Here is a 22,049-nt window from a genome sequence, read left to right as displayed (position 1 = left end):
TTAACCGACATTATCAAGGACAGCCCGCCAGCAACATCGTCCATTCGACCGGCTCCGGCACCGCCGCGATAGCATAGCTGATGCCGTAACCAGCCATGCTGCTGGCGGTAAACGCGATTAACGCGATTACCGCGACAACTGGTCCAGCTTGCGGTCGATGAAGGACTTCAGTTCCGGCGTCAGGCCGCTTCCGCCGCGGGCGTGCTGGAACGCCTCGCGCGCTTCCGGCAAATGCTGGTCGGCTTGCAGCGAAATCCCCAGCCCCATCCACCACACCGCGTTGTCCGGCGCCATCGCCAGCGCGGCGCGGTATTGCTCGGCGGCTTCGGCATGACGTTGTTCGCGTTGCAGCACACCGGCCAGGAAGCCGAGATAGGCGGCGTTGTTGCCCGCGTAGGGCAGCGACTTCAGTAGCGTTTCCAGCGCCGGGCCGCCCTTCTCCAGTTGCAGTCGGGCCAGCACCATCGCCAGCCCCGGCTGACGCGGATCGATGCCCAATGCCAGGCGCAACTGGCGGATGGCGTCGTCGGTGCGGCGGGCTTCCAGTAACAGGCTGACGTAAGTCTGGCGCGCGGCGTCGTTGCGCGGGTCAACTTCGACCGCTTTGTCCAGATCGGCCAGCGCAGCGCTGACGCGGCCCTCTTGCAGCGCGGCCAGCGCGCGGCGGTAGCTGTTTTCCGAGATCTGCTTCGGCGTCAGGTCGCGCACCACAACGCCGTCAGGTGCAGTGCCAGGGGTCTTGCGCGCAGCCGGCGCCTCCGCCCGCCCGCCGCTGTTGCGCGCCGTCGCGGCGGCACGCGCCGGTTTGTCGCTGGCCGAGGCATGCGCCGCCTCCCGCACCACCTCGCCTGGCGCAACGCCGGAGATCGCTGGCCGCCCCGCTGGGGCTGCTCCGGCCGAAGCAGCGCCCGATCGGGTGGCTGATGGCGTGGTTGGGGCCGCGCCCTCGCGGCCGGGCTGCGCAGCCCCCGCCGGCGCGGACGTCGCCGCTTGCGCCGTGCCGGTCATGGCGGCGTCCGGCGACGTGGCTGCGGGGCCAGCGGCCACCGTGCCGGCTGCCGCTACGTCGGCCGGCGTGGCGCTGGCGTTGCCCGTCCGCCTGGCGGCGACAGCCAGTTCCTGCAAGCGCGCCTTGTCCGGCGCACGGTTGTCCACAATCTTCGGCGCCGGTCCGGCAGGCGGCGCATGACGCCCCTGCCACGTGTGCCAGCCATACCAGCCACCTGCGGCCAGCACCAGCGCCGCTACCGCGACGCCGGCAATTATCAACGGACGGCGATCCCGCTCCACCGGCGGCACAGCCTTGACTTCCTGCTGCTGCACAGCAGACTCCCCGCCGCCGCCACGCGCATCCAGGTCTTGCAGCATTTTATTTATCAGGCTCATTTGTTCAGCGCCCAGGTCAGGCCGCAAGCGGCGATCAGCAAGCTTACACCCGCCGCCATCCAAGGCCAGCGCAAACGCCGCGCGGCCGATACCGTATCGCGAGCCGCCATGCTCACATGCCGGCCGGTGACTTGCTGCTTGCCCTCGCCAAAGCACAGCATCAGCGACTTGTTGGCCATGATGTTGACCAGCCGCGGAATGCCGCCACTGGCGCGATACAGCCGCGAAATTGCCGCGCGGTTGAACAGGCGGCTGCCGGTATAGCCAGCCACCCGCAGGCGGTGCGCGACGTAATACTCGATATCATCCCGCGACAACGGCCCCAGGTGATAATGAAAGGTGATGCGCTGCGCCAGCTGGCGGATCGAATTGGCCTGCAAGTGCTGGTTCAGCTCAGGCTGGCCGAACAGGACGATCTGCAACAGCTTGCGCTTCTCGGTTTCCAGGTTGGTCAGCAGCCGCAGCGCCTCCAGGCTTTCGGTGGGAATCGCCTGCGCCTCATCCAGCAGCAACAGCACCTGCTTGCCGTCGCGCGCCAGCTCCAGCAGCCGGTTGGTGATCGACTTCAGCAACTGATGCTGATCGACGTCCTTCTCCAGCTGCACTTCCAGCTCATCGGCCAGCGCCAGCATCAGCGTGCGCGGCTCCAGATACGGATTCGGAATATACGCGGTGACAAAGTCCGGCCCGATGGTGGCGATGAACTTGCGGCACAACAGCGTCTTGCCGGTGCCGACCTCGCCGGTAATCTTGATGAGGCCCTCGCCGCTCTTGGCCGCCACCAGCAAAGTATTCAAGGCCTCCTGCGAATGCGGGCTGGTGAAGAAATAGCTGGTATCCGGCGTAATGCTGAACGGCGCCTCACGCAGGCCGAAGTGTTTGCTGTACATGGTCAGTTGCGCCCCCGGGCGCGGTTCGGATCGAGGTCCTTCAGGCGGCCGCCGCTATCGAGCAGGTCGCGGTTCCAGTCGGACGAGGTTTCCACGATGGTCGGCTTAATCAGCACCACCAGCTCGCGCTTTTGCACTACCTCGCTCTTGCTGCCGAACAGCGCGCCGATGACCGGCACCTTGGCCACGCCCGGCAGGCCGGAATTATCGGTGGTGGTCGCCTGACGCATCAGGCCGCCGATCGCCACCACCTGGCCATTCTGGCCGCGCACCATGCTGTCCATCTCCGACGTCGACGACGCCGCCAGCGGCAGGTTGAAGTTGCCCAGCGACCCCAGATTCAAGCCCTTGTTGACCGTGGACACCTGGCTTACCGACGGGTGCACGTGCAGGATGATGTTGCCGTCGTCGTCAATCTGCGGCGTCACGTCCAGCACCACGCCGGAGAAAAACGGTTGCAAGGTCAGGGTCGGCGAAGTCACGCCGCTGCCGTTGCCGTTGGTGGTGGTGGTGGTGCTGACGCCGGTGACATAGAACTCGTCGGTGCCGATCTTCAACAGCGCCTTCTGATTGTTCAGCGTGGCGATGCGCGGGCTGGACAACACGTGCACCGTGCCCTGCCCTTCGAGGAAGGAAATCAGCGCGGCGAAATTGCTGGTCTGGAAAGCGAAGCCGAACAGCGCCCCCACCGCGTCGCTCGACGCTCCCAGCGAGCTGCCCGGCGTGGCGGTAATGCCGGTCGAGCCGGTGCTGCTCAGCGCCGACCCGAGCGGACGCAGCGTGGTGTCCGGCTGCAAGGTCCCGAGCGAGAAGCGGTTGTTGCCGCCGGAGGCGAATTTACCGAAGGCCGACCAGTTGACGCCACTCTGGAAGTTGCTGTTCAGCTCAACCTCCAGAATCTTGGCCTCCAGGATCACCTGGCGGTCCACCGACAGCTGCGTGGCCTTGAGGTAGGCGTCCACATTGCGCAGCTCGTCCGGCATGGCGCGGATCACGATCACGCCCGACTGCGGGCTGATGGTCACGCTGCGGCCATCCTTGCCGGTGGCGACAATGGCTTCCAGCGAGGTCTTCAGTTCCAGCCAGAAGTCGCTGTCCGAGGTGGTCGACACATTGGCAGAGTCGCGCTGCAACTGGCTGCCGTTCGGATTATTCGGGTCGTTGTTGTTATTGTTATTGTTATTGTTGTTATTATTGCCGCTGTTGTTAGTGCCGTTGTTGGACTGGTTGCCGCTATTGCTGGTACCGGCGTTGGCCACCGACGTCGACGACACCCGCAGGCTCGACACACCCTTGCGCACCGCCGTCAGGTAGTTAACCTTGAACATCTTGGTCTGCATGGTCAGCGGACGGATGTAGATGCGCGTGCCTTCCACCTTGTAATCGTAGCCGTACAGTTCGCGGATGGCGTCCAGCGCCTCGAACAGCGTCACGTCCTTCAGGTTGGCGGTAATATTGCCGGTCACTTCAGGATTGATCAGCATGTTGTAGCGCGTGCCCGCCACGATGGAATTGTAGAACTGCTGCACCGGCACATTGTTGAACGAGACGTTGAAGCGCTCTTCCAGCACCGCGCGCGCCTTCGGCAACTGCATATTCATCTGCGACACAGGCGGCAGCAAGGCGCTGGCGACGGCTTCGTTCTGCGTCACGGTCGAGGGCTTGGCGGCGGCCGCATTCACCTCGTTGCTGATCTTGTCGTAGGTATCGCGGGTGGACGCGGTCTTGCAGCCGCCGAGCAGCAGCGTCGTCGTCACGAGAGCGAGGGTCAGGATTTTTGCATGGCGTTCTTCGCGATTAATGTGCGGTCTTCTTGGCCGCGTCGGGGAACAGCGTCAGGACCTGCTTGTTCTTACCGTTTTGCAGCACCACCTGGTTCTTGCTGACTTGCACCAGCGTGGCGCCCTTGAATTTCTCACCCTTGCGCACGGTCTGGCCGTCAATCACCGCAACCTGGCGACCGTTCGAGCCGATCAGCACCGATTGCAGCACCGGGCCGCGCGACACCACAATCTCCGCCTCGCCGGCCGGCAGCAGGCGCGACTCCGGCGGCGGCTGGGTTGGATCGGTCAGCGTTTGCGCGCCGGCGACGCCGCACGCGATCAACAGGCAAACGCACAGTGCGCGGTTCATAGCTTCATCCATTTCTGATCGAGGCTCAGCGTGTACAAAGTCAGCGTCAGGCGCGAGTTCGGAAACTGCTGGGCATCCAGCTGCGCCTTGCCCCAGAACAGCTGCACCGGCAGCGATTCCAGCGCTGCCATGTAATTGACCATATCGACGTAGCCGCCTTGCAGCACGATCTCGACGCCGTAACGGTACAGCAGCTCGCGCGGCTTGCGCGGCGCCGGCTTGCCTGCGCCGACCAGGCCGGCGGCGGCGTTGGTCACGGTCGCCGCCGTTTCGGCACGCTCCGGCTGTGCAGTCTCGTTCAGGCCGGCCGCCGGCAAGGTCTTCATCGACATCAGCTTCAGCTTGCCGTTGCCGCGCAGCAGATGCTCCAGCAGCGGCGCGATCTTGTGCGGCGCTACCAGGCCTTTTGCACGGCCATCAGGCCGGCGCTGGTGGTATCGATCTCTTTGCGCACGGCGGCCAGGCGCGCGCGCGTTTCGGCGTCGGGGTCGACGACGAAGCCCTGCGCCTTGGCGGCGATTTCCAGGTCAATGCCGGCGATCTGGTTCTGTTGCGTCTTGATCTGCAGGTTAAGGGCTTTCTGGCGCTCCAGCAGCGGCTGCACCGACACCGTGTAAATCAGGAACAGAATCGCGGCCAGCACGGCGGCGAACACCATCGCCCGCTCGCGCAGCGTCATCGCGTCCAGCCTGGTGCTGAGCTTGATCCACTGCTGCTTCATTTGCCGGCCTCCTGCGCTGGCGTCGACTGCAGGCTGAATTCCACGTAGGGCGGCGCCAGCGGTACCGCAGGCATGGCCGGCGTCGCGGCTGGCGCCGGTGCAGCCGCAGCCAGCGCCGCCCCCGCCGCCGGCGCGGCGACCGGAACCAGCGCCGCCGGCGCTGCCGGCATTGCCTCGGGCCGCGCGATATCGAGGCTGGCAAAACTCTTGCCCCGCATGACAGGCTCACCAGTAAGGCGGGCGATATAGTTAGGAATCAGCGTCGCCTGCAAGGCCTGCCCTGCAAACCGATATCCACGCCTGCGCCGCTAATCGTCACGCCAGTCAGCCACAGCCCGTGGACGCTCTGCCGCGAAAAGGCGCGGAAATATTCCGCATAACCATCGGTATTGCCCAGCGCGCCGCCTTGCAGCACCGCCGACACGTCACGCAGCGCCTTCATCTCGGCCTCGGCGTCGGCCAGGTCGGCCTCCAGCAGCGGATCCTTGGCACGCGCCTTGAACTGCGCATTGGCCTTGACCAACTGCTGCTCGCGCTTGGCCAGCACCACCTTGCCATCGCTGGCCGCCTGCTCCAGATCGTCGACGCGGCTGGCCGCATACCAGTTCAACAGCAGCGCGCCGGCGACGATCACACCGAGCGCCTCCGCCATCGGCAAGGCCGTGAAAATCTTCTTCTGCTTGAGGAAGATCGGGTTGAACAGGTTAATCTGCTGGCTCACAGCGTCACCTCCTCATGCCGCAGGGCCGCGCCCAGGGTCAGGAAGAAGCGCTGCTGCTGGGCGACATCCTGCAATTCGGGCGCCTTGCGCAGATCGAATACATCATCCAGCGTCATCGCCTCGACCGGCATGTACAGGTTGGCGGCCAGATGTTCGTGCAGGCCTTCGGCGCCGGTTGGCGCCAGCATCAGCTTCAGCACATTCACATAATGGAACTGGCGGTCGAAGTGATCGAGCGAGCGTTGCAGCTCCAGCGTGATCTTGTCGAACTGCGCCTGCTGGCGGTCGGAGTCGCGCTCCAGCAGTTGCGCCAGCGTCACGTCGATGCGGCGCGACAAATACAGCTCGGCCTTATAAGTAATGGTCAGCAGGCCGCCGTCGGCGTCGAACGACAGCATGGCCAGGCCGCGGCCCTCGCTTTCCAGCAGCGCGGAAATATTCCGCTGCGCCATTTCGGGAATATCGATGACGTTCAGGTCCAGCCTGGCCTCGGCAAACAGCGCCTGGCGCGACTGGATCAGCGCGTTGCGCGCGGCAATGGCGAACATCGAATGGCCGCGCGCGGCGGCGCTGCTATCGACCGGAATATCGAGCACATCGATGGTGGCGTCGTCGATATGGAAATCAAGCATATCCTTCAAGCGCCAGCGCACGGCGGTTTTCAGCTCGTCCTGCGGCACGTTGGGGGCGTCGACCATCAGCAACTGATACTCGCCGCCGTTGAGCATGGTGCCGCACTGGTAGTTGCCGGCCTTGAGATCCTTGTTCACGCGTTCCAGCGCCTCGGGCGAGAAGCCGGCGTCGGACGGATAAAACGTCGACACCTCGACGATCGCCTTGGCGTCGCGCACGCGCTGCACCCGGCCGGCGCAAATGCCGTCACGCAAAAAGGTGACCGTCAGCCAACCGTCCGATTTTTTAGCTCTTTTAAAAAAACCCATATCTCAATACACGAGGTTTTACGCGCTATATACTTGATTATATTCAACTTCCACCACAAAACACATACATTTCCACATCATTGCGGCTTTATAGCTGCGCGCGCAACTGGCGCTGGACATAATCCGGTCCCGGCGCCGGATTCGGACAAGCGTTGTTGACCGGCTGGTTGCAGGCGGTGGAGGTGATGGAGACATGGTTCGCGGTTGGATCGTCCGCGCCCCCTGGGCGATCCCGCCGACGTCGGCGTCACAGCTGACAATCACTGTCACGGTGAAGCCACCAGGGAAGGTTCCGTTATTGAGTCCCACAGTGGAAGTGACTTGATTCTGCTGTGCTGTGCAGTTCAATGACGCTGCCGGTGTTGGCGGGTCGCGCGTCGTCATGCCGGTATATACCGCCCACTCTATGCCGGCCTTGGCCGCATGATAAGCGCGCTGCGCCTGTACGTCCTGTGCCGATGCTGTCTGCTGCGAACTGCTCAACGACACCACAGCAACCGCCAGCCCTGCGACAACAATCAGCAGGAATATCGCGGTAACGATCGCTACACCGGCCGATTTACGGCGCGCCCGCAGGCGCATAAACGTTGATGTTGTCATGGCGTGTTATTCACTTGAATTTGTAGCGCCAGCGTGGCCGTCTCCAGACCATTGCCACCGCCCGGATTCGGACGCGCTAGCGCAATCCCCAATCCAACCAGGCCAGTGTTGCGGCCGGCCAGTTGCTGAACGGTGAAATTACAACTCAATACATTGCTGGCCATGAGGGCGTTAGGCGCACCAGCCAGCGCCGCCAGATCCGGCTGGGCCGGCCTGAAACCATAATTCCAGAACCGGGTCAGCGTACCGTTGCCGTTGGCATTGTTGACGCATGCAAAAGTCACCGGCTGCCGCGCCACGATGAAACGCTTACCGGGAGAGGATGTCGCGCCATTGGCAAAGGTATTGGCGACCAGCGTGACGATCTTTCCATTCACGCCCCCGGCGCCACTGTCGCGCGATTGACGGCGTTGGCCTCGTAAGCATCCGAATTGGGCATGCCGTTGCCGAGGTTGTAGACGATGATGAAGTCACCCGGTGCAATGGCATACGGCGCCACGGGCATCGGTGTAACCACATAAAACTGCCTCAGGGCAGCATTATCAAAACTCAGCGGCGGCCAGGCTGCGTTGGCCGGGTTGGTGCCATCACTGCTATCGAGATAGCGCCCCCCAGCGACACTGGGAATGAACTCCAGCAGGGAGACGCCGTTCACCACAGACAAACGAATGCTGTTCGGCACGGCGCCATGTATTTCGCGTGACATGCGGCGCAGCGCGATCTCGCTCACATCGGCCATATCGGCGCGGGCGGCGGTATCAACGTAACTTTGCACCGGCCGGCGGATAAACAGCACCATCGTGCCGGCCAGGATGGACGTGACCACCATGACGACAACCGCTTCGACCAGCGTGAAGCCACGAGCGCGCTGCATCGAGCAAGGAGCGCGCATCATAGGGCCCTCGGATCGTAGCGCGTGCGATAGCCTTGCAGCACGACGGATTCGTTGGCGCCGTAGGTGACTGTGATGGTGATTTGCAGGACGGTCATTTCCTGCGGCTGACTGCCGGTGATGTTGCCCAGATTGACACTGGAATTGAGTGCAAGCGTGGTCACGTAATTTGCCAGCGACACGCTGCCCAATCCAGCGCCCAGAGGGTTGCCGGCGACGTCGGTATCGACCAGTGTTCCGTTTGGACCGGGCACGGCGAAAGCGCGCACCGGCGTGCCTTCAACGTAGTTGGCTGGCACATAGTCATTGATATTATCGAAAGGCCTTGGCGTATTCTGCTCATTGCCATATCGCTCGGGCAGTGAGGCGCAATCCGAGGAGCGCAACGTGACTAAGGCGTTAGCGTCAGCAGGATCGCAGGCGGTGAACTGCGCCTGCTGGATTTCCTCCATGTACGCTTCCGCGATCAGCATCGCCTGCTTGCGCCGGATGGGGTCTGTGTTGGTGCGGCTGGTCATGTCCATGACCTGCAGGATGCCGGCCGCCGCCACACCGACGATAACGATGAACATCACCAGTTCGATGATGGTGACGCCTCGCTGGCGGCGCTTATTGTACATAACCGGTCTCTGGCCAGATGGTGATCTGGCTGGCATTGGCGCCGCTGGTGAATCTGATGACTTGCGCTGCGACAAAGGTGGACGGATTGCCGATAGCGTCGGTGCCGTTGTAGGGGCGACCGAGCGCGTCAAAATAGATAGCGTTGCCTGGCAGGCCATTAACATTGACGCTGGCCGGACGGCCTTCGCACATCCATGCGGCACGATAAACACCAGCTTGCAAGCAGTTGGCGCGGGTGGCGCGGCTGCCGCTATTGCTGCCGCCGGGCGCGTTGACAAGGCTGCCGCCGCCACATGCGAGCGTGGCGCAGATGGCAAAACTATTGCCGTCGGTGCGAACAAAAATAAACCTGTTCTCGGTGACGGCCAGCTTTTGCGCGTAGCGGATGATCGCCTTGGCCTGATCGGCATAGGCCCGGTTCTCGAAAGCGGTGTCATCGAAAAACCGGGAGGCGCCGATAGCGCCCAATATACCCATCAAGATAATGACTGTGATCAGCTCCACCATCGTGAAGCCGGCTTGCCGTCTCTTCGAAAAGCCGGGATTCACGATCACCCACTCGCTTTCAGTCGAGGATTACGGGCAGTTCGCTGCGGTTGCGTTGGAAACCACGGTTGCCGGAACGTTTGCTGCGGTCGCGGCAGTGTAGGTGACGAAGCAAGTTGCCGATGCGCCGGTTGCAGGCTGAATTGCAATCGAACCAGCCACAACAGCAGGCTGATTGGCGCCACCGCCAGGACTATTGACCACAACGTAATCGTTGCCCAAGCCCGAAGCTGCGACGATACCTGCCAGTGAAGGATAGCCAAACGCCATGTCCACGTTGGCACCTTCCATGATGACCGGAGCATTTGGATTAGCCGCAGTGCCGTTTGCCAGCGCCTGACCATGCGCCATCGCGGCTGCTGAGCGTACTGCGCCCGCTGCGGCGTTCATCGACGCAGCACGGGCGTCAGCGCCCAGATTCGAGAAACGTGGCAGCGCGGTGGCAGCCAGGATGCCGAGGATGACGATGACCACAATCAGTTCGATCAGCGTGAAGCCGGCTTGGGCGGCGCGTTGAGGGATTGCGGTGCGTGCTTGCTTGTTCATTACTTTCTCCAAATCGTCGAAAAATCTGCGCGGGATGGCGCTAGTCCTTCACTTGCTCAAAGGCCACACCGAGGGTTTCTGGTGCGCCTGACGGCTTGGCGGGGCTATGGGGCAAGCGCGTCAATTTTACCTTGAATTTCAAAAGTTTCGTTTGGGAATCTTCGAAAGAATTTACATTATTTAACAAATACAACAAAGTCTTGTCGGCGCGATCGAAGCACCAATTGCCCGCGCCGATGTCGGCGCCACTCGGGCGATACCACTCGCCGGCGTAATTGACGGGCTTAACTTTTAGTAAATTTAACGGATTTTCTTCGGTTAAAAACGTAAAATCCAAGCTGCCGTCCGGCAAATTTGCTTGCGCCACCTTAATTTCTAAGGCCGAACGGATATTGGCGATAACCATCTGAACAGCCGCCCGCTCCGCTTCCGCCCGATAATGCCATAGGCGCTGCAGTAGCAAACCGCCCAGAATCGCCACCACAGTGAAACAAACGACGAACTCAAGCAAGCTTGCCCCGCGTTGTTTCGTAGACACAAATGTTGCCCGATAGTTCATTTAGTGGTGGAGCGCCGCCTTGCCCAGGTCCCAGATCGGCAGGAAGATGCCGAGCGCCAGGATCAGCACCATGATGCCGAGGAAGACAATCAGGATCGGCTCGATCTGCGCCGACAAGGTCTTCAGCTCATAATCGACCTCGCGCTCGTACATCTGCGCGATCTCGTCCATCAGATCATCGATGGAACCGCTTTCCTCGCCCACCGCGATCATTTGCAGCACCACCGGCGTGAATACATTGGTGGCGGCCGCCGTGCGCAGAATGCTCTCGCCGCGCTCGACGCCGTCGCGCATCTGCTCCACGCGCGCCGACAGGTAGGCGTTATCGACAGTCTGCGACACCACCGACAGCGCCTGCACGATCGGCACGCCGCTGCGGCTGGACAGCGCGAAACTGCGCGCGAAGCGGGCCATGGTTGCCTTCAGCACGATCTTGCCGGCCACCGGGATTTTCAGCTTGAACTTATCCCATTGATACTGGCCTTTAGGGGTGCGCGTCCAGCGCAGAAACGCCCACAGGCCGAAACCGGCCGCGCCCGCGATCGCCGAGCCGTATTTCACGGTGAAGTTCGAGGTGCCGATCAGTATCCGCGTCATCAGCGGCAGTTCGGTGTTGAACTTGGCGAACACGCCGACGAACGCCGGTATCACGAACACGTTCACCACAATCATGGCAACCACCATCGCCACCACCACAAACGTCGGATAGCGGATCGCCGCCTTGACGCGCTCCCGCATGTCGCGGTCGAATTCCAGATGGTCGAACAGGCGCAGGAACACTTCCTCCAGCCGGCCGGTCATCTCCCCTACCCGCACCATCGATAAATAAAACGGCGTAAACACCGCCGGATGCCGCCGCATCGCCGCCGACAGCTCGCGGCCCGAATCCAGCGATTCGCGCAAGTCCTTGATGACCTTGCCGAACGACTTGCTGACCGCCGATTCCTGCAAGCCCGCCAGCCCGCGCATGATGGGCACGCCCGACTTGAGCAGCGTATACATTTGACGGCTGAACAGTTGCACGTCCATCGACGTGACCTTCTTTTCCAGCAGCCTGGCCCACCATGTCTCGCCGTCCGCCACCGTTTTGCGCGTGACGACAATCTCGATCGGCGTGACGCCGGTGTTGAACAGCTGGTCGGCCACGGCGCCGCTGTCGGCCGCCTCCAGCACGCCCTGCATCAACTCGCCGCGCGCGTTGCGGCCCTTGTAGGCGAAGAAAGGCACGGTCTTAGTCCTCTACCTGATTGCTGATGCGCATTGCTTCCGAAATCGTCGTCCGGCCCTGCACCACCAGCATCACCGCGTGGCGGCGCAGCGTTTCGCCGGCCATCTGCTGGCCCGCCACCTTGAGGAAGTGGGCCGGATCGGGGTGGTTGGCAGCATCCACCACCGCGCGCGTCATTTCCAGCAGCTCGTACACGCCGGTACGGCCGCGATAGCCCATGCCGTTGCAGTGCGAGCAGCCCTTGCCGTGGAAATAGCGGCCCTTGTCGACCTTGTCGTTCAATTCCAGGCTGAGCCATTCGCGCTCGGTCGGCGTCGGCTCGTACGGCGTGGTGCAGCTTTCGCAAATCACCCGCACCAGGCGCTGCGCCAGCACCGCCTGCAGCGACGAGCCGACCATGTAGCGCGGCACGCCCATGTCCATCAGGCGCAGCGGCGTGCTGACAGCGTCGTTGGTGTGCAGCGTCGACAGCACCAGGTGACCGGTCATCGCGGCGCGCAGGCCGATGGCGGCGGTTTCCTGGTCGCGCATCTCGCCGACCAGCACGATGTCCGGGTCTTGCCGCAGCGCCGAGCGCAGCACGCGGGCGAAGTTCAGGTCGATCTTGTCGTTGACCTGCACCTGGTTGATGCCGGCCAGCCGGTATTCGACCGGGTCTTCAACGGTGATCAGCTTTTTCTCGACCGAATTCAGTTCCGACAGCGCGCAATACAAGGTGGTGGTCTTGCCGGAGCCGGTCGGGCCGGTCACCAGCACCAGCCCGTTCGGCCGCTGGATGATGGCGCGGAATTTCTCCAGCAAGCCGCGCGGCATGCCGATCGCATCCAGCTTCAGCTGCGTGCCGCCCTGGTTCAGCAGGCGCATGACCACCGATTCGCCGTGCTGGGTCGGCATGGTGGAAATACGCACGTCGATGCGCTGGTTCTTCACGCGCACGGCGAAACGGCCGTCCTGCGGCAGCCGCTTTTCGGAAATATCGAGGTCGGACATCAGTTTCAGGCGCAGCGCCAGCGATGGCGCGATCTTGATATCGGCCTCGGTTTGCAGGTGCAGCACGCCGTCGATGCGGAAGCGGATCTGCAAGCGGCCTTCCTGCGGTTCGATGTGGATGTCGGAGGCGCGCACCTGCGCCGCGTCGTCGAACACCGATTGCAGCAGCTTGACCACCGGCGCCTCTTCCAGATTCGGGCTGGCCGCCGCCAGCGCGCCGAAGTCGACCGAGGCGTCGCCGAGGTCCTGCTCCAGCTCGCGCGCGAGGTCGGAAATGTCCTCGGTGCGGCGATAGATGCGGTCGATTGCCGCCATCACCTCGGTTTCGTTGACCACCGCCAGCTCGATCGGCTGCCTGACGATGCGGGCGATCTCGTCATACGCGAACAGGTCGGTCGGGTCGGACATGCCGACCAGCAGCGAGCCGCGCCGGTCCTCCAGCACCAGCGCGCGGAAGCGGCGCGCCTGCGTTTCCGGCAGCAGGCGCACGATTTCCGGGTTGATGTTGAAGAACTTCAGGTTCAGGTACGGGATGTTGAGCTGGCGCGCCAGCGCGCTGGCGATCTGTTCCTCAGTAACATAGCCGTTTTCGACAAACACGCGGCCCAGCTTGCGTCCGCTGCGTTTTTGATCGGCCAACGCCAGTCCCAGTTGCTCCTCCGAGAGCAGCTTCTGCTGCACCAGAATCTCCCCCAGCCGCACCTTTTCTGGCCTGGACATACCCGCACTCCTTGTCTGTTGTCACTAAAACTTGCGGCCATTCTATGACAGATGGGCGCACAGAGATAGCGAAGGTGTCGCTTTCTGCGGACGGATGCGCTACAGTGTGGTTCGTTTCAACAGCCTCGCCCATCCATGACCGTGCCCGCCCTGCGCTTCCAGCAAGTCGCCAAACGCTATGGCGCGGCCAGCGTGCTGCACGGCGTGGACCTGGAACTGCATGGCGGCGAGTGTTTCGGCCTGGTCGGCGTCAACGGCGCCGGCAAAACCAGCCTGATCAAATGCCTGCTCGATTTTTGTGCACTTGACGGCGGCAGCATCGACATCTTCGGCCAGCCGCACCACCAGCCGGTCGCGCGCGCGCCGCTCGGCTTCCTGCCAGAACGCTTCACGCCGCCCTACTACCTGACCGGCGCCGACTTCATCCGCTATCTGTTGACCTTGCAGGGCCTGCGCTACGATCAGCAGGCCGTGACCGCCATGCTGGCGGCGCTGGACCTGGACGCCGCGGCCCTCAAAAAGACAGTGCGCAGCTATTCCAAGGGCATGACCCAGAAGCTCGGCCTGGCCGCATGTCTGCTGGCGCGCAAGCCGCTGTACGTGCTGGACGAGCCGATGAGCGGGCTGGACCCGAAAGCGCGCGCGCTGCTGAAAGACCAACTGCGCGCGCTGCACCGCGCTGGCAGCACACTGTTGCTGACCTCGCATGCGCTGGCCGATGTGGACGAGCTGTGCGACCGCATGGCCATCCTGCACGACGGCCGCATCCGTTTTACCGGCACGCCGGCCGAGTGCCGCGCGCACTATCACGCTGAAACGCTGGAGCAAGCCTTCCTGGCTTGCATCGCCTGAACGAGCCGCCCATGTACCACGCCCACTTCGGCCTGCGCGAGTCGCCTTTTCATATCACGCCCAACCCGGCCTTCTTTTACGCCGGGAACGAGCGCGGCGACATCCTTGAGGCGATGCTGTACGCCATCGGCCACGGCGAGGGCATCATCAAGGTCACCGGCGAGGTCGGCGCCGGCAAGACCATGCTGTGCCGCATGCTGGAAAGCCGCATGCCGCCGCACATCGACATGATTTACCTGGTCCATCCCAACCTCGATCCGCTGGAAGTGCAGCATGCCATCGCCGCCGAACTGGGGCTGTCCACCCACGGCCTGCGCGCCGACGAGGTGCAGCGCGCGCTGCATGCCGAGCTGATCGCACGGCACAGCGCCGGCCGACAGGTGGTGCTGCTGGTCGAGGAAGCGCAGGCCATGCCGCTGGATACGCTCGAAGCGATCCGCCTGCTGAGCAACCTGGAGACGGCGCGCAGCAAGCTGCTGCAAATCGTGCTGTTCGGCCAGCCGGAACTGGACGACAACCTCAACCTGTCGAGCATGCGCCAGTTGAAGGAACGCATAACCCACAGCTTCGCGGTGCCGGCCATGGCGCCGGCCCTGACCGGCGACTTCCTCGCCCACCGGCTGCGCGCGGCCGGCCATGAGGATGGCGCGCTGTTCACGCCGGCGGCCGCGCGGCTGATCGCGGAGGCGTCGGAAGGCATCGTCCGCCGCATCAACATCCTGGCCGAGAAGTCGCTGCTGGCCGCGTTCGCGGCCGACGCCGATGTGGTGGAGGCGCGTCACGCGCGCCAGGCCATCGCCGAGTCGCCGTTCGGCCGCCGGCGCGGCTTGCAAGGCCGCAGGCGCTGGCGCGTTGTGGCGCTGAGCGCCGCGCTGGCGCTGCTAATTGCCGGAATTTATTGGAGCATCCTTGCGGCGGGCGCAAATTTATAAGATCATGCTATACATAATTGCAAAAGCACAACAAAATACCTTCCTGCATCATCCCTGGGCCGGAAACACACGATGAAAAAACTGAGCACTCCTCTCGTCCCCGTGGTTTGCAGCGTATTGCTGAGCGCTTGCGCCAGCCATACCATCCCCCAGTCTCCAGGCCACCTGACCGAGGCGCCAGTGCCGGCCGGCGCGATTCCGGAACCGGTGCAGCAAAGCGTGGCGCTGCCGCCGCCGAAGCCGGCCGCCAAGGTCGAAACGTATAGCGTGACCGTGCACAAGGTGCCGGTGCAGTCGCTGCTGTTCGCGCTGGCGCGCGACGCTGGCATGAATGTCGACGTGCATCCGGGCGTGGAAGGCACGGTCACGCTGAACGCGCTGGACCAGACCTTGCCGCAGCTGCTGACCCGCATCCAGCGCCAGGTCGACATGCGCTATGAAATCAACGGCAGCACGCTGACGGTGCTGCCGGATACGCCGGAGTGGCGCAATTACAAGGTCGACTACGTCAACATCGCGCGCAGCACCAGCAGCAGCGTGAATATCGCCACGCAGATTTCCACCACCGGCGCCGGCAGCAGCGACAGCAGCCTGAATCCGGTGGTGCAGGCGTCGCAGAATAATACCCAGCAGCAGGCGCTTGGCGCCAACGGCTTGCCGCAACAGCAGCAGCGCCAGGCCGGCGCCAACGAGCAGCAAGGCAGCGGCAGCAATAATTCGACCACTTCGGTCAGCAATCGTTCGGATAATAATTTCTGGTACAACCTGGAGAAGAATATCCGCGATATGCTGCGCGCGTCCAATCTCAACGACAACCCGGCCAATCCGCTGGGCGGCCAGCAAACCGGCTTGCCGGCGCCGACGTTTGCTTCCTTGCAGGACGCCGGCGCCGCCAATTTGCGCAGCTCGGTGATCGTCAATCCCGAGGGCGGCCTGATCGCCGTGCGCGCGACGGCGCGCCAGCACGAAAAGATTCAGCAGTTCCTCGATGTGGTGGTCGGCGCGGCCAAGCGCCAGGTGCTGATCGAGGCGACCATTATTGAAGTGAAGCTCAGCGATTCGTACCAGCAGGGCATCAACTGGCAATCGATCGGTCGTGGCGGTCTGACGATGACGCAGAAACAGGTTGGCACCGCCGGCTTGCCGAGCAGCGTGCTGCCGAATTCCTCGCCGGGCGTGTTCGTCATCGATTACCTGAATCCGACCAGCCGGCTTGGCAATATCGCGGCGACGATTCAGTTGCTGGAGTCGTTCGGCAAGGTGAAGGTGCTGTCCAGCCCGAAAATCAGCGTGCTGAATAATCAGACAGCGCTGCTGAAGGTGGTCGATAACAATGTGTTCTTCTCGATTAAGGTGACGCCGGCGGTGCTCAATTCCAGCGGCGGCATCAGCACGCCGGCCATTTACGAGTCCAAGCTGGAGACGGTGCCGGTTGGTTTTGTCATGAGCGTGACGCCGCAGATTTCCGAGTCCGACGAGGTGACGCTGAACGTGCGCCCGACCATTACGCGCGTGGTCAATTACGTGCGGGATCCGAATCCCGCGCTGGGCAATGTAATCAGCAATGTGCCGGTGATTCAGGCGCGCGAGCTGGAGTCGATCATGAAGGTCAATAGCGGCCAGATCGCGGTGATGGGCGGTTTGATGCAGGATTCGGTCGATAACGCCAAGGATGGCGTTCCGCTGCTGAGTACGCTGCCGGTGGTGGGTAATCTGTTCTCGTATCGCAATGAAAACAGCACCAAGACTGAGCTGGTGATTTTCATGCGGCCGGTGGTGGTGAAGGATGCCAGCATCAACGGCGATTACAAGGATTATCGCTATATGCTGCCGGGGCAGAAGCCCGATAATGAACCGTATCCGGTGCCGAAGGCGGGTGGCTTATGAGTCTGCTCATGCAGGCGCTCAAGAAGGCCGAGCGCGCAAAACAAAACGCGCTTGCCGAAGAGGAGCTCGATAAGCCGTCGGAGGCGTTCGACGAGGTGCTGGCGCTGACGCCCGAGCCGGCGCCGGTTCCTGCGCCGGGTGCCGCGCGGGGGGCGGATCCTTGCCGGCGACGTCCACTTCGCGCGCGCCGGTGGAGTTCAGCCTGGAGCCGATGGAGGGACTGAGCCTGGAGCCGCTGGCGCCGCTGGTCGCCGCCAGCGGCGTGCCACGGCCGTCTCCTAGCCCGCTGCCACCGCCTAGCGATCATCAAGAACCCGGCCTCACCATGGACCTGGCGCTCGATCCCGTTGTCGCCCCGGCGCCAGCCGACGGGCGCGCGGCAGCCGCGAGCCCGCGTTCCGCTTCCGCCGCGCCGTCCGCCCAAATCGCGTCCGCCGGCGTCGCTCCCGGCCCGGTCGCGGCCGCCGCCACAAGCGCGGCCGCTGCCGGCTTCGCGGCCGGAGCGCAGACCACCGCGCACGCCACGGCAAGTCCTGCCGCCAGCGCAGGCTCGGGGCACAGCACGCGCGCCGCAACCGCCGCCGGCGGCAACGCGGCTGCCGCGGCCAGCACCCCGACGGGCGGATACGGTACCGCTACCGACCGCAACGCGCCGCTCGAAGGCTACGGCACAGCTGCCGACCACAACGCCGCAATCGTCGGCCACGGCGCAGCGCCCTACCGCAACGCACCGGACGCTGGCCACGGCACGGCTACCGACCGAACCGCCCCGATCCCCGGCCACGGCGCAGCGGCGGGCGGCAGTGCTGCGGCGGGCGGCAAGCGCGCGGCTGGCAGTGGCAACGGCGCGCAGGGCGGCGGCAATGGCGGCACCCGTGGCGGCGCTGCGGCGCGTGCCCGCGCGCGGACCGCTGCGGCGGCCGGGCCGACCGGCTTCGATCCCGAACGCCTGCGCCTGATCGTCCTGCTCGCCATCCTGCTCCTGCTCGTGGGCGGCTTCGGCATCTACTATTGGCGCGCCATCACCGGCCCCGGCGCCGGCGCCGGCCTGCCCCCGGTGCCGATGCCGCCTGCCGGCGCCACCGGCGCCACGCCCGGCTCCGGATCCGGCCAGATCATCATCGCCAACGGCTCGCCCGCGCCCAACAGCGCGGACCCGGCGGGCGCGGCCAGCGCCGGCGCCGCCAGCGACCTCGAAGCCGACGCCCTGATGGCGCCGTCCGCCGGCAGCAGCCGCACGCAACAGGAACTGGAACGCCGCATCGCCAAAACCGAACAAGAGCTGGCCGCCGCCCAGCAAGCCCTGCAAGCCGCCGCACAGCCGCGCGCCGAGCAGATGCCGGTCCTGGCCGCGCCCGCCAACAACGACATCCGCGTCACCCGCATCGTTCAGCCGGCGCCGGTGTCGCCCACGCTGGACGGCGCCTACCGCGCTTTTAACAACGGCGACCTCGCCGGCGCCCAGCAGCAATACGACGCCGCCCTTGCCCAGGACGCCAATAACCGCGACGCCCTGCTCGGCGCCGCCCACGTTGCCGCCCGCCAGAACCAGAAAGACAGGGCCGCCGGCTACTACCTGCGCCTGCTCGAACTATCGCCCAACGACGCCGACGCCACGGCCGGCCTGATCGGCCTCCGCCAGGGCAACATCAGCCAAAGCGAGGCGCGCCTCAAAGCCATCCTCGCCAACAACCCGGACGCCGGCCCGGTGCTGTTCGCCCTCGGCAACCTGTACGCGCAGCAAGGCCGCTGGCCCGACGCCCAGCAAGCCTACTTCCGCGCGTTCGGCGCCGTGCCGGACAACCCGGAATACGCCTACAACCTCGCCATCGGCCTCGACCGACTGAACCAGGGCAAGCTGGCCCTCGGCTACTACCAGCGCGCGCTGGCGCTGGCGCAGGACAAAACCGTCGGTTTCGACCGCAGCGCACTGCGCGTGCGCATGCATGAACTGAGCGTCGCCACGCACTGAAACACATGGCAGAACAACCCAAACTCCCGCTCGGCAAACTGCTGATACAAAAAGGCATCATCAGCGAAGACCAGCTGCGCATCGCGCTGATCGAGCAAAAAAGCAGCAACGAACCGCTGGGCAAACTGCTCATCACGCTCGGCTTCGTCACCGAAGCCACGGTGCGCGAAGCGCTGTCGGAAAACCTCAACACGCAAAGCGCGGACCTCAACAGCCTGGTGGTGGACGCCATCGCGCTCAAACTGATCCCGAAGGACGTGGCCAAGCGCTATCGGGTGTTCCCGATCGTCTACGAGCGCGCCACGGACAACCTGATCCTGGCCATGTCCGACACCAGCAACATCGTCGCGCTGGACCAGATCAGCGCCATGCTGGTCAAGGGCATCACCATTACGCCGCTGCTGGTCAACGAATCGGACATCCAGCGCGCCATCGACCAGTACTACGGCTTCGAGCTGTCGATCGACGGCATCCTGCACGAAATCGAAACCGGCGAAGTCAATTACGCCAGCCTGGGCACCACCTCCGACGAATACAGCCAGCCGATGGTGCGCCTGATCGACGCCATCCTCGCCGACGCGGTGCAGAACGGCGCCTCCGACCTGCACTTCGAGCCGGAGCAATCGTTCCTGCGCATCCGCTACCGCATCGACGGCATCCTGCGGCAGATCCGCAGCCTGCACAAATCGTACTGGCCGGCGATGGCGGTGCGGCTCAAGGTCATGTCCAACATGAACATCGCCGAGACGCGCGCGCCGCAGGACGGCCGCATCTCGATCAAGTTCTCCGGCCGGCAGATCGACTTCCGCGCGTCCGCGCAACCGACCACGCACGGCGAAAACGTCGTGCTGCGCGTGCTGGACCGGCAAAAAGGCATCGTGCCGCTCGATGGCCTGGGCCTGGGCGAGAACGAACTGCATCTGCTCAAGCTGATGATCGCGCGGCCGGACGGCGTGATCCTCGTCACCGGCCCGACCGGCTCCGGCAAGACCACCACGCTGTATTCGATCCTGAACCACATCAACACCGAAAGCGTCAACATCATGACGCTGGAGGACCCGGTCGAATACCCGATGAACATGATCCGCCAGACGTCGGTCAACGAATCGGCCAAGATGGGCTTCGCCGAAGGCATCCGCTCGATGATGCGGCAAGACCCGGACGTGATCCTGGTTGGCGAGATCCGCGACAAGGAAACCGCCGAAATGGCCTTCTCGGCCGCCATGACCGGCCACCAGGTCTACTCGACGCTGCACACCAACTCCGCCATCGGCGCCATCCCGCGCCTGCTCGACATCGGCGTGCTGGCCGATATCATGGCCGGCAATATCATCGGCATCATCGCGCAACGCCTGGTGCGCAAGCTGTGCACCAGCTGCCGCGCAGCGCACGTGGCGGACGATATCGAACGGCGCCTGCTCGGCATTGCCGCCGAGGCCGGGCCGCAGACGCTGTACCACGCGGTCGGCTGCGCCAAATGCGCGCACCAGGGCTACAAGGGCCGCATCGCCATCATCGAGCTGCTGAAAATGACGCCGGCGCTCGATGAACTGGTGGCGCGCCGCGTCTCCACGCGCGAACTGAAAACCGCTGCGGCGGCGGGCGGCTTCCACAGCCTGATCGACGACGGCCTGCGCCGCGTGCGCGAAGGCGTGACCACGCTGGAGGAAGTCGGCCGCGTGGTGGACCTCACCGAAAGGCTGGGCTGATGCCGCAATACTTCTACCGTGCGATGGACGCCACCGGCCACATTTTGCCGGGGAATATGGACGCCGCCAACGAACCGGATCTGGAGCTGCGCCTGGGCCGCATGGGGCTGGACCTGATCGACTGCCGCGTCTCGCGCGCCAGGGTCATCGCCATCAAGCGCGTCATCACCCGCAAGGACCTGATCAACTTCTGCTTCCACATGGAGCAGATGACCGGCGCCGGCGTGCCGATACTGGAAGGCCTGAACGATCTGCGCGACAGCATCGACCATCCACGCTTCCGCGAAATGATCACCGGCCTGATTGAGAATATCGAAGGCGGCAAGCAGTTGTCCGCAGCGCTGGCCGAGTATCCGGAAGTGTTCGACCTGACCTTTACCAGCCTGATTACCGCCGGCGAGCAAAGCGGCAAGCTGGCGGAGGTCTTCAAGAACCTGTCCGAAACGCTGAAGTGGCAGGACGAGCTGGCGTCGCAGACCAAGAAAATCGTCATGTACCCGGCCGCCGTCGGCCTGTTCGTCACCGGCGTCATGTTCTTCCTGATGATCTACCTGGTGCCGCAGCTGACGTCCTTCGTCAAAAACATGGGCAACACGCTGCCGGTGCACACCAGGGCGCTGATCTTCGTCTCCAACATCTTCATCGATTACTGGTACGTGATGCTGGCGGTGCCGGTGGCCAGCTTCTTCGTGCTGCGCGCGCGGCTGGCGCGCAGCGAACAGGCGCGCTACGCGGCGGACGCCTTCAAGCTGCGCGTGTGGCTGGTGGGGCCGGTGCTGCACAAGATCATCCTGGCCCGCTTCGCCACCTTCTTCGCCATGATGTATGGTTCGGGCATCACCATCCTCGAATGCATACGCCTGTCCGAGGGCATTGTCGGCAACCGCGTGGTGGCGGCGGGACTGCGCCGCGCGGCGCAGCAGATTTCCGAGGGCCAGGGCATCACCACCGCGTTCCAGAACACCGGCATCTTCCCGCCGCTGGTGATCCGCATGCTGAAGGTGGGCGAATCGACCGGCGCGCTGGATGGCGCGCTGCATAACGTCAGCTACTTCTACAACCGCGAAGTGAGGGAGATGATCGAGAAGGTGCAGGCCATGATCGAACCGGCCATCACCGTGGTCCTGGGTGTGATGGTGGGCTGGATCATGCTGTCGGTGATGGGGCCGATCTACGACACGATCAGCAAGATCAGGACCTGAC

General features: G+C 63.9%; 24 protein-coding genes. 6 read left to right on the top strand and 18 right to left on the bottom strand.

Annotation, left to right across the window (positions count from 1 at the left end; all coding sequences use genetic code 11):
• Nucleotides 1-126 precede the first annotated feature (126 nt).
• The 18 genes from ACRQ5J_RS13575 to ACRQ5J_RS13490 form a co-directional block, all read right to left on the bottom strand.
• Nucleotides 127-1,386, bottom strand: coding sequence for a tetratricopeptide repeat protein (locus tag ACRQ5J_RS13575; RefSeq protein WP_432377449.1), 1,260 nt, complete (start codon nt 1,384-1,386; stop codon nt 127-129).
• A complete protein-coding gene (locus ACRQ5J_RS13570; RefSeq protein ID WP_432377448.1) occupies nt 1,383-2,276 on the bottom strand; it encodes an ExeA family protein in 894 nt (297 codons plus the stop codon). Before ACRQ5J_RS13570 ends, ACRQ5J_RS13575 begins: the two co-directional genes overlap by 4 nt.
• Nucleotides 2,277-2,278: 2 nt before the next feature.
• Nucleotides 2,279-4,033, bottom strand: coding sequence for a pilus (MSHA type) biogenesis protein MshL (gene mshL / locus ACRQ5J_RS13565; RefSeq protein WP_432377447.1), 1,755 nt, complete (start codon nt 4,031-4,033; stop codon nt 2,279-2,281).
• Nucleotides 4,034-4,073: 40 nt separating this feature from the next.
• Nucleotides 4,074-4,409 (bottom strand): MSHA biogenesis protein MshK, encoded by a 336-nt coding sequence (locus tag ACRQ5J_RS13560; RefSeq protein ID WP_432377446.1) that lies wholly within the window; start codon nt 4,407-4,409, stop codon nt 4,074-4,076.
• On the bottom strand, nt 4,406-4,741 hold the full coding sequence (locus ACRQ5J_RS13555; protein WP_432377445.1) for a hypothetical protein: 336 nt from the start codon (nt 4,739-4,741) through the stop codon (nt 4,406-4,408). The genes ACRQ5J_RS13560 and ACRQ5J_RS13555 overlap by 4 nt, the downstream gene beginning before the upstream one ends.
• Nucleotides 4,742-4,803: 62 nt before the next feature.
• The gene (gspM, locus tag ACRQ5J_RS13550; protein WP_432377444.1) at nt 4,804-5,130 is read right to left on the bottom strand and encodes a type II secretion system protein GspM; all 327 of its coding nucleotides are present in this window, start codon (nt 5,128-5,130) and stop codon (nt 4,804-4,806) included.
• Nucleotides 5,127-5,348 carry a hypothetical protein gene (locus ACRQ5J_RS13545; protein WP_432377443.1) on the bottom strand — a complete coding sequence of 74 codons (222 nt, stop codon included), beginning with the start codon at nt 5,346-5,348 and terminating at the stop codon, nt 5,127-5,129. The genes gspM and ACRQ5J_RS13545 overlap by 4 nt, the downstream gene beginning before the upstream one ends.
• A 38-nt stretch (nt 5,349-5,386) precedes the next feature.
• Nucleotides 5,387-5,851: a hypothetical protein gene (locus ACRQ5J_RS13540; protein WP_432377442.1), complete on the bottom strand. Its 465-nt coding sequence runs from the start codon at nt 5,849-5,851 to the stop codon at nt 5,387-5,389.
• Entirely contained in the window at nt 5,848-6,738 is an 891-nt protein-coding gene (gene pilM / locus ACRQ5J_RS13535; RefSeq protein WP_432377441.1) for a type IV pilus biogenesis protein PilM, read from the bottom strand. The genes ACRQ5J_RS13540 and pilM overlap by 4 nt, the downstream gene beginning before the upstream one ends.
• A gap of 72 nt (nt 6,739-6,810) precedes the next feature.
• Entirely contained in the window at nt 6,811-7,392 is a 582-nt protein-coding gene (locus tag ACRQ5J_RS13530) for a hypothetical protein (RefSeq protein WP_432377440.1), read from the bottom strand.
• Nucleotides 7,389-7,769, bottom strand: coding sequence for a hypothetical protein (locus tag ACRQ5J_RS13525; RefSeq protein ID WP_432377439.1), 381 nt, complete (start codon nt 7,767-7,769; stop codon nt 7,389-7,391). Before ACRQ5J_RS13525 ends, ACRQ5J_RS13530 begins: the two co-directional genes overlap by 4 nt.
• Nucleotides 7,766-8,287: a prepilin-type N-terminal cleavage/methylation domain-containing protein gene (locus ACRQ5J_RS13520; RefSeq protein ID WP_432377438.1), complete on the bottom strand. Its 522-nt coding sequence runs from the start codon at nt 8,285-8,287 to the stop codon at nt 7,766-7,768. The genes ACRQ5J_RS13525 and ACRQ5J_RS13520 overlap by 4 nt, the downstream gene beginning before the upstream one ends.
• Nucleotides 8,284-8,904 (bottom strand): type IV pilus modification PilV family protein, encoded by a 621-nt coding sequence (locus ACRQ5J_RS13515; RefSeq protein ID WP_432377437.1) that lies wholly within the window; start codon nt 8,902-8,904, stop codon nt 8,284-8,286. The genes ACRQ5J_RS13520 and ACRQ5J_RS13515 overlap by 4 nt, the downstream gene beginning before the upstream one ends.
• The gene (locus tag ACRQ5J_RS13510) at nt 8,894-9,454 is read right to left on the bottom strand and encodes a pilus assembly FimT family protein (RefSeq protein ID WP_432383647.1); all 561 of its coding nucleotides are present in this window, start codon (nt 9,452-9,454) and stop codon (nt 8,894-8,896) included. Before ACRQ5J_RS13510 ends, ACRQ5J_RS13515 begins: the two co-directional genes overlap by 11 nt.
• A gap of 27 nt (nt 9,455-9,481) precedes the next feature.
• The gene (locus ACRQ5J_RS13505) at nt 9,482-9,997 is read right to left on the bottom strand and encodes a type II secretion system protein (protein WP_432377436.1); all 516 of its coding nucleotides are present in this window, start codon (nt 9,995-9,997) and stop codon (nt 9,482-9,484) included.
• 40 nt (nt 9,998-10,037) lie between these two features.
• Complete coding sequence (locus tag ACRQ5J_RS13500) at nt 10,038-10,508, bottom strand: hypothetical protein (protein WP_432377435.1); 471 nt, start codon at nt 10,506-10,508, stop codon at nt 10,038-10,040.
• Between the two features lie 48 nt (nt 10,509-10,556).
• On the bottom strand, nt 10,557-11,783 hold the full coding sequence (locus ACRQ5J_RS13495) for a type II secretion system F family protein (protein WP_432377434.1): 1,227 nt from the start codon (nt 11,781-11,783) through the stop codon (nt 10,557-10,559).
• 4 nt (nt 11,784-11,787) lie between these two features.
• Nucleotides 11,788-13,494: a GspE/PulE family protein gene (locus ACRQ5J_RS13490; RefSeq protein ID WP_432377433.1), complete on the bottom strand. Its 1,707-nt coding sequence runs from the start codon at nt 13,492-13,494 to the stop codon at nt 11,788-11,790.
• Between the two features lie 135 nt (nt 13,495-13,629).
• On the opposite strand from ACRQ5J_RS13490, the gene ACRQ5J_RS13485 reads away from it, so the two are divergent.
• The 6 genes from ACRQ5J_RS13485 (at nt 13,630) to ACRQ5J_RS13460 (ending at nt 22,048) form a co-directional block, all read left to right on the top strand.
• Nucleotides 13,630-14,346 (top strand): ABC transporter ATP-binding protein, encoded by a 717-nt coding sequence (locus ACRQ5J_RS13485; RefSeq protein WP_432377432.1) that lies wholly within the window; start codon nt 13,630-13,632, stop codon nt 14,344-14,346.
• An 11-nt stretch (nt 14,347-14,357) separates the two neighbouring features.
• Nucleotides 14,358-15,278 (top strand): ExeA family protein, encoded by a 921-nt coding sequence (locus tag ACRQ5J_RS13480; RefSeq protein WP_432377431.1) that lies wholly within the window; start codon nt 14,358-14,360, stop codon nt 15,276-15,278.
• A 72-nt stretch (nt 15,279-15,350) separates the two neighbouring features.
• Nucleotides 15,351-17,165 (top strand): pilus (MSHA type) biogenesis protein MshL, encoded by a 1,815-nt coding sequence (gene mshL / locus ACRQ5J_RS13475; RefSeq protein ID WP_432377430.1) that lies wholly within the window; start codon nt 15,351-15,353, stop codon nt 17,163-17,165.
• Between the two features lie 160 nt (nt 17,166-17,325).
• Nucleotides 17,326-19,137: a tetratricopeptide repeat protein gene (locus ACRQ5J_RS13470; RefSeq protein ID WP_432377429.1), complete on the top strand. Its 1,812-nt coding sequence runs from the start codon at nt 17,326-17,328 to the stop codon at nt 19,135-19,137.
• A gap of 5 nt (nt 19,138-19,142) precedes the next feature.
• A complete protein-coding gene (locus ACRQ5J_RS13465; protein ID WP_432377428.1) occupies nt 19,143-20,846 on the top strand; it encodes a GspE/PulE family protein in 1,704 nt (567 codons plus the stop codon).
• Complete coding sequence (locus ACRQ5J_RS13460) at nt 20,846-22,048, top strand: type II secretion system F family protein (protein ID WP_432377427.1); 1,203 nt, start codon at nt 20,846-20,848, stop codon at nt 22,046-22,048. The genes ACRQ5J_RS13465 and ACRQ5J_RS13460 overlap by 1 nt, the downstream gene beginning before the upstream one ends.
• Nucleotide 22,049: the final 1 nt, after the last annotated feature.

This window comes from Duganella sp. P38 (assembly GCF_050859475.1).
Lineage (GTDB): Bacteria > Pseudomonadota > Gammaproteobacteria > Burkholderiales > Burkholderiaceae_D > Rugamonas.
This window is presented reverse-complemented; position numbering and strand designations above follow the sequence as displayed.